Raw genomic sequence first — 7,748 nt, 5'->3', positions numbered from 1 at the left:
CTCTTGGGTCCGCCACTAGGTTTTTCCCACCTTGTTTTTTTTTTCTTCCCCCTTTTTTTTTCTCCCCCTCTCCTTCCCCACGCGGGGGGGTGCCCCCACCCCCCCCCCCCCCCCCGATCCCCCCCCCCCCCCCCGGGCGGGGTGGATCAGGCGGAGGTCGTCTGCTCCGCGGGCGCCTCGGCGTTCTCGGAGCCGGAGAGCAGCTCCTTCTCCCACTCGGCCAGCGGCTCGTCGGAAGCGACGCCCGGCTCCGGCTTGTCCTGGCCCTCGGCGGCCGAGCCGTTGCGGCCCGAGCGGGCCAGCAGGCCGGCGGCGGCGGCCTCAGCGACGACCTTGGTCAGCAGCGCGGCGGAGCGGATCGCGTCGTCGTTGCCCGGGATCGGGTAGTCGACCTCGTCCGGGTCGCAGTTGGTGTCGAGGATCGCGACGACCGGGATGTTCAGCTTGCGCGCCTCGCCGACGGCGATGTGCTCCTTCTTGGTGTCCACGATCCACACGGCGCTGGGGACCTTCGCCATGTCGCGGATACCGCCGAGGGTCTTCTCCAGCTTGTCCTTCTCGCGGGTGAGCGTGAGGATCTCGCGCTTGGTCAGGCCCTGGAAACCGCCGGTCTGCTCCTGCGACTCGAGCTCCTTGAGGCGCTGGAGCCGCTTGTGCACGGTCTGGAAGTTGGTGAGCATGCCGCCCAGCCAGCGCTGGTTGACGAACGGCATGCCGACGCGCTGGGCCTCGTTGGCGATGGCCTCCTGCGCCTGCTTCTTCGTGCCGACGAACAGGATGCTGCCACCGTGCGCCACGGTCTCCTTGATGAACTCGAAGGCGCGGTCGATGTAGGTCAGCGTCTGCTGCAGGTCGATGATGTAGATGCCGTTGCGCTCGGTGAAGATGTAGCGCTTCATCTTCGGGTTCCAGCGCCGGGTCTGGTGCCCGAAGTGCACGCCGCTGTCGAGCAGCTGCTTCATGGTGACGACGGCCATGGCCGGATTCGCACCTCTTCTGTGTCGTGCGCCCCGGGACCCGCCCGGTGGCGCTTGCTCGGTTGCCGCGGTCGCCCGGGTGGACGGCCGCCCTGGTGCGGTGCCGGTGCCCGAACCCGTTCGGCGCTGGGCGCCGGATGGGACCGCCGGGCATCGTTCGTTCCGGAGCGGGTAACCGTGAAAACCGTGGTGGCCCGCCCGGAGCATGCACATCGCACGCGAAGTCGATCTGCACTTCCGCAGACCGCGCGAACAGTGTACGCCTCCGCCTGGAAGGGCTGCTCACCGGCGGCGGTCAAACCGGCGAACTGTCCACAACCACCCCGGTTGTCCACAGCTTCCCCGCCCCGCCCCCGCCGACCAGCCCACCCCGGCAGAGTCGATGTCATGAACGCCAACCCCATTCTCCCACGTCAGCGCATCCGCCATCTGGTGCTGCTGTTGCTGGCGTTCGGCGGCGCCGGGGTGCTCGCCCCGGCGGTGGCCGCGGAGGAGCCCCGGTTCGCCTGGCCGCTGCAACCGAGGCCGCAGGTCGTCCGCGGTTTCGACGCGCCGGAGACCGACTTCGGCCCCGGTCACCGCGGGGTCGACCTGGCGGCGGCGATGGGCCAGCAGGTGCTCGCCGCCGGCACGGGGTTCGTGGTGTTCGCCGGCCCGGTCGCCGGTCGCGGGGTGGTGTCGATCGACCACGACGGCGGCCTGCGCACCACCTACGAGCCGGTGGTCCCGCAGCTCGCCGCCGGGGAGCAGGTGCACACGGGGCAGGTGATCGGCACGGTCGTGGCCGGGCACCAGTGCGCGGCGGCGGCCTGCCTGCACTGGGGCGTGCGCCGCGGGATGGAGTACCTGGATCCGCTGCCGCTGGTCCAGGAGACCACGCGGCTACGGCTGAAGCCGTGGGACCCTGGTTGACACGTCAGTCAGACCCCGGCCTGCTCGACGAGCTTGGCGCGCAGGCGGAGAACGGCCCTGGTGTGCAGCTGGCTCACCCGGGACTCGGTCACGCCGAGCACCTTGCCGATCTCGGCCAGGGTGAGGCTCTCGAAGTAGTAGAGGCTCACCACGATCCGGTCGCGTTCGGAGAGCTGCGCGATCGCCTCGGCGAGCTGGCGGCGGTTGTCCTGGTCGACGAGCACCGCGACCGGGTCCACGGCGTCGTCGTCGGGCAGCGTGTCGACCAGTGAGCCGCTGTCCTTGCCCACGGCGACCAGGTCCTCCAGCGCGACCACGCTGGTGAGCTGGAGCTGGCCGTAGAGGTCACGCAGATCGTCGACGCTGATCTCCAGCTCGGTGGCCAGTTCGGCGTCGGTCGGCGTCCGGTTGAGCCGGGCGCCCAGCCGTTCCATCGCGCGTTCGGCCTCCCGGGCGCGGCTGCGGACCACCCGCGGCACCCAGTCCTGCGAACGGAGGTCGTCCAGGATCGCCCCGCGAATGCGCTGCATGGCGTAGGTCTCGAAGCGCAGCCCGCGCTCGGGCTCGAACTTCTCGATGGCGTCGACCAGGCCGAAGATGCCGGACTGCACGAGGTCGCCGACGTCGACGTGGGTGGGCAGGCCGGTGCCGACGCGGCCGGCGACGTACTTGACCAGCGGTGCGTAGTGCAGCACCAGCCGGTCGCGGATGCGCTGCTCCGGCGCCTCGGCGAACTGCCGCCACAGCGCCTTGATGCCCGCCTCCACGTCGCCGGTCTCGGTCAGGCCGGTTTTGGGCTCGGTGGCGGTCACGGGACTGCCCTCCGCTGCGGGTGTCTCAGAGTCTCGCTGAGAACGCGCTGCGTCACCAGGCAAGTTGCCGTTTTCAACTGCACTCTCAGGTCTGTCTCCGGGCTCGTGCTGGGTGGTTCGGTCGGGCGGTTCGCCGGGTGGCGGGAAGGTCGTCCCCCCGCCGTCCCCGCGATCAGCGGGCACGGGGGTGGGTCCGGTCATGGATGGCCTTCAGCCGCTCGACGGTGACGTGAGTGTAAAGCTGAGTGGTGGCAAGCGTAGCGTGACCGAGTAGTTCCTGAACGCTGCGAAGGTCAGCACCACCCTCCAGCAGGTGCGTGGCAGCCGAATGGCGGAGACCGTGCGGTCCCATGTCCACCGAGCCGGGTACCGAACCGACCCCGTCGTGGACCACTCGCCGGACCGAGCGGGGATCGAGCCGCCGCCCCCGTACGCCCAGGAAGAGGGCCTTTGCCGACTCCCCGGTCGCCCGCTCGACCAGCACCGGACGCCCCTCGTCCAGCCAGGACCGCAGCGCCTTCTCGGCGGGCACCCCGAACGGCACCGTGCGCTCCTTGCCGCCCTTGCCCAGCACCCGGACCACCCGGCGATCGAACTCCACATCGCCCACGTCAAGCCCGCACAGCTCGGCCACCCGGATGCCGGTCGCGTACAGCAGTTCGAGCACCGCATGATCACGCAGCGCAACCGGATCCCGTTCCGCCGCCCCCGCGCTCGACGCCCGCATCACCTGCTCCGCCTGCTCGGGCCGCAACACCCCGGGCAGGGTCCGATGGGGCCGCGGTGCCACCAGCCGCGCCCCCGGATCCTGCTCCAGCCTGCCGGTCCGCTGCGCCCACGCCGTGAACGTCCGAGCCGCCGCGGCCCGCCGGGACAACGTGGTCCGGCTGACCCCGGCCCGGTGCTGCTCGGCCAGCCAGGCCCGCAACTCCCCCACGTCCAACCCGGCCAGCGCCGCAACGTCCTGAGCTGGGGCTTCGCCCTTCCCGATGCCGTGCAGGAAGCCGAGCAACGACACCACATCGCCCACATACGCCCGCACCGTGTGCTCCGAAAGCCCACGCTCTGACCCCAGGTGCCGCTCGTACTCGTCCACCAGCTCACGAGCGCTGACCGGAAGCGCGGCCCGCAGGCGCACCAGACTCCCGCGCCCGCGCGCCTTCACCCCCCGCTCAACTTCGGGAACGCTTCGTGACGACATGCCCGACACGCTGGGGGATCCCCGGCGCGTGGTCAAGCATCGCCACACCCTCCCGAGGGAACGACCCGATATCGCGACACAGCGCAACCACCCGACCACCTCCCACGCCCCACCCGCACCTCTACCCGATCGAGCTACCCCCTCCACCCTTCCGACCTACCCCACCCAGGGGAGAACGCCCCTGCCTCCCGCCAAAGCCCGCCGCACACCCAACCCCACCCAGCCACCCTTCCCACCCCGTCCAGCCACCCACCACACCCGGCCAACGATCCCGCCGCTCACCGCCACGGAACCACGCCACCAACGAGCCCGGCTGTCCCGGCACCGCAGGAAGCACCCAGCGACAGCCCCGGACATCCCATCGCCGCAGGAAGCACGCAGCCAACCAGCTCACCATTTCCACGAGCCAGCGGTTCCGCCATACAGGGCCTGGGCAGCGCGCAGCCAACGAGCCCGGCTACCCGATCACCAGGCAAGCGCCCAGCCGCTGAGCCCGGCCACCCATCGCCACGGGTAACGAGTTCTGTCATCTCTCGCTGCCACGGGTTGCGTGCAGGCAGCGGTTCGGCCATTGCTGCCACCACCTTCTCCGGCAATTCGCCGTAGCGACTTGTCCGCAGTTGGCAGTCCAGCGGGGCTCAGCCGCGCGGGGTAGAACGGTTTCCCTGGCTCGGGTTGGGTCAGGGATTTTTCGGGCCTCCTTTCGTGCGGGTCGTGGGGGTGGAGCGACTCGTCAGGCGCCAGCCGTCTTCGGTGCGGGTGGCTAGGGCGTCCAGTTCCAACTCGGGGAGCAGGGCGCGCACGCGGGCGATCGGCACACCGGAGTCGGTGGCGATTTGCTCGGCGGGTTTGCCTGTCCGGAATTCGAGTGCGTCGTGAACTCGCATGGCCTCCTCTCCCAGGCCGTCGGTGTTCCGGCGGGGTTGGGGCGCTCGCCCGGCCAGCGACGCCCCGAGCTTGCCGACGGTCTCCAGCACGTCTTCCAGCGAACCGACCAGCGTCGCGGCCGACTCGCGGATCAGCTGGTGGCAGCCCGCCGACATCGCCGAGCCGACCGGCCCGGGTACCGCCATCACCACCTTGCCGAGCAGGGCGGCGGTGGCCGCCGTGTTGCGGGCACCGCTGCGAGCACCCGCTTCCACCACCACCGTGCCTTCGGTGAGACCGGCGATCAGCCGGTTCCGGACGAGGAAGCGGTGCCTCGCCGGCGGAGTGCCGAAGGCGTACTCACTGATCACGAGACCCCGCTCGCCGATCTTGCGCAGCAGGGCGTCATGACCGCTCGGATAGCCGCCGTCCAGGCCGCAGCCGAGCACCGCCGCCGTTGGCCCGTCGCCAGCGAGGGCACCTTTGTGTGCGGCACCGTCGATTCCATAGGCGGCTCCGGAGAACACCGGCATGCCGTTCTTGACCAACCCGTAGGCGAGCGCGGTCGCGGTGTGCTCGCCGTAGTTCGTCGCGGCGCGCGCTCCGACCACGGCCACAGCGGACATGACCGCCTCATCCAGCCTGCCGTCACCACGAACCCACAGTCCGATCGGCGGGGCCAGTCCGCGTACGCCGCGACTGGTCGCCTGGTCGAACGGGAGCAACGGCCAGGCCGGCCACTCGCCGTCCTCCGGCACCACCAGCCGGGCGCCGTTCCGCTCGGCCGCCGCGAGGTCCGATTCCGCGAAGTCGAGATCTCGACGCGCGGAGGTCTCGGCCAGCACGGACGTCGGGCAGTCGCCGGCGCGTACCAGCTTCGCCGCCTCGATCGGCCCGAGCTCCCGGATGAAAGCGACGAGCGCCGGTGCCGGTGGCTCAGCCACCCGCAGCAAATATGACCTCGCCAATCGAATCCCGGGATCGGCGCGCCGCTCACTCATGCCGCCTCCCGATCACGGGGTTCGGGTGCTCCGGCCACTCGGGGCGCGTTGGCGCGGATCGGTTGCGAAAGGTGCGGGCGGTGGGGCGGAGGTGCGCAGGCTGGGGTTGCACGGGTAATCGATCGTCGGCTTGCCGGATCCCGGGATTGAGTCAGGTGCCGCACCCGTCGCGGCGCTTCGAGGCGGTGGGGCCAAGGGCGGGTCATGCGGCTCGCCGATCGCGGAATTCCAGGGCGGCGGCGACGTGGTCGGCTTGGGGGAGGTCGGCTTCGGCGAGGTCGCTGAGGGTCCAGGCGAGGCGTAGGCAGCGGTCCACCCCTCGGGCGGTGAGGGCACCCATGTCCAAGCTCCGGTCGAGCAGGGCGGTGGTTTCCCGCGGCAGGGCGAATTCACGGCGGAGGACCGGGCCGGGGACTTCGGCGTTGGTGCGCCAGCCGTGCGCGGCCCAGCGGTTGGCGGCTCTGGCTCTGGCGCGGGAAACACGATCACGGACGACGGCGGTGGGTTCCGGGTCGTCGAATTCCTGGTGGTGGGCGTGCATGGCGGTGAGTGGGCGCAGGCGGACGCGGATGTCGATGCGATCGAGCAGGGGGCCGGAAAGGCGGCTGAAGTAGCGCCGCCGCGCCCACGGTGAACACGTGCAGTCGGCTTCTCGTGGTGGCGCGCACGGACACGGGTTGGTCGCGAGCACCAACTGGAACCGGGCGGGATAGCAGACCACGCCCTTGCGCCGGGCGATGCGAACCTCGCCGTCTTCCAGGACCGTGCGCAGTGATTCGAGGCGCTCGCCGCCGAATTCGCAGGCTTCGTCCAGGAAGAGCACACCTCGGTGCGCGCGGCTGATCATGCCGGGCTTGGCGATGTCGACGCCGCCACCGACGAGAGCGGCGGTCGAGATGCTGTGGTGCGGATCGGCGAACGGCGGCACTCGGACGAGCGGCGACGTCCGGGACAGCTTGCCTTCGATGGAGTGCACAGCGGTGACTTCGAGCGACTCCTCGCGCGACAACTCCGGCAGGAGGCCGGGCAGTCGCCTCGCGAGCATGGTCTTCCCGACCCCCGGTGGCCCGACGAGCAGGAGGTGGTGGCCACCCGCGGCCGCGACCTCCAGCGCCCAGCGGGCTTCCGGCTGGCCGATCACATCGGCGAGGTCGGCCACCGGCGGCGGCTCGACCTCGGCGGCCGGTTCCGGGCCGGGGAGGTCCTCGATGCCGTCCAGCCAGGCGAGCAGGTCACGAAGGCGAGCCGCGCCCCGGACTTCCATGTCGTGCACGAGCGCCGCTTCGAACATCGAATCGACCGGCACCACCGCCCGGCGGAGCCCACCCCTGCGGGCGGCGAGCAGCGCGGGCAGCACACCGGGCACCGGGCGGACGCGTCCGTCCAGCGCGAGTTCGCCGAGCAGCACGGTGCCGAGCAGTTTGCTGCCGGACACCGCACCGCTGGCGGCGAGCACCGCGGCGGCGATGCTCAGGTCGTAACCGGAGCCGAGCTTCGGCAGGTTCGCCGGGGACAGGCCGAGGGTGACGTGCTGTTCGGGCCACTTCTGCCCGGAATTGCGCACGGCCGCGCGGACTCGGTCCTTGGCCTCCTTCAGGCCGGGATCGGGTAAGCCGACCAGCTTCATGCCGGGCAGACCGGCACCGATGTCGGCTTCGACCTCGACCACCCGGCCGTCGATGCCCAGCAGGGCCACCGACCAACTGCGAGCTAGCGCCATGTCAGCTCACCCTTCTCGGGCTGGTGGAGGGTCGGAGGTCGCCGATCGGGCAGCGGGGCGCTGGGCCAGTGGCGGAGGTGGGTGCGGGTGCGGGCGAGTCGGCTGACCGCCACGCGGGAGGACAGGCCGAGCTGAGGTGCTGGGTGGGGGCGGGTGCGGCCCAATCGGCTGATCGCCATGCGGGAGGACAGGCCGGGCTGGGGCGCTGGGTGAGTGTGGGTGGAGGGCAGGTCAGCGCACCACCCCGAAATGCTGGAA

General features: G+C 71.0%; 6 protein-coding genes. 1 reads left to right on the top strand and 5 read right to left on the bottom strand.

Annotated elements, in window-relative coordinates; all coding sequences use genetic code 11:
• Nucleotides 1–146: 146 nt before the first annotated feature.
• Nucleotides 147–977, bottom strand: a complete 831-nt coding sequence (rpsB, locus tag AC07EG_RS36450; protein ID WP_478257818.1) for a 30S ribosomal protein S2 — start codon at nt 975–977, stop codon at nt 147–149.
• Between the two features lie 387 nt (nt 978–1,364).
• Between rpsB and AC07EG_RS36445 the strand changes: the two genes are divergently transcribed.
• Nucleotides 1,365–1,889: a M23 family metallopeptidase gene (locus tag AC07EG_RS36445; protein ID WP_478257817.1), complete on the top strand. Its 525-nt coding sequence runs from the start codon at nt 1,365–1,367 to the stop codon at nt 1,887–1,889.
• 8 nt (nt 1,890–1,897) lie between these two features.
• Here AC07EG_RS36445 and AC07EG_RS36440 read toward each other — a convergent pair whose 3' ends face one another.
• The 4 genes from AC07EG_RS36440 to AC07EG_RS36425 all read right to left on the bottom strand — a co-directional run bounded on the left by AC07EG_RS36440 (nt 1,898) and on the right by AC07EG_RS36425 (nt 7,490).
• Nucleotides 1,898–2,902 carry a FliA/WhiG family RNA polymerase sigma factor gene (locus AC07EG_RS36440; protein WP_478257816.1) on the bottom strand — a complete coding sequence of 335 codons (1,005 nt, stop codon included), beginning with the start codon at nt 2,900–2,902 and terminating at the stop codon, nt 1,898–1,900.
• On the bottom strand, nt 2,874–3,902 hold the full coding sequence (locus AC07EG_RS36435) for a tyrosine recombinase XerC (RefSeq protein ID WP_478257822.1): 1,029 nt from the start codon (nt 3,900–3,902) through the stop codon (nt 2,874–2,876). Before AC07EG_RS36435 ends, AC07EG_RS36440 begins: the two co-directional genes overlap by 29 nt.
• Nucleotides 3,903–4,582: 680 nt before the next feature.
• Complete coding sequence (dprA, locus tag AC07EG_RS36430; RefSeq protein WP_478257815.1) at nt 4,583–5,770, bottom strand: DNA-processing protein DprA; 1,188 nt, start codon at nt 5,768–5,770, stop codon at nt 4,583–4,585.
• A 202-nt stretch (nt 5,771–5,972) separates the two neighbouring features.
• Nucleotides 5,973–7,490 (bottom strand): YifB family Mg chelatase-like AAA ATPase, encoded by a 1,518-nt coding sequence (locus tag AC07EG_RS36425; RefSeq protein WP_478257814.1) that lies wholly within the window; start codon nt 7,488–7,490, stop codon nt 5,973–5,975.
• Between the last annotated feature and the right edge of the window lie 258 nt (nt 7,491–7,748).

The organism is Amycolatopsis sp. NPDC045836 (assembly GCF_056431745.1).
This window is presented reverse-complemented; position numbering and strand designations above follow the sequence as displayed.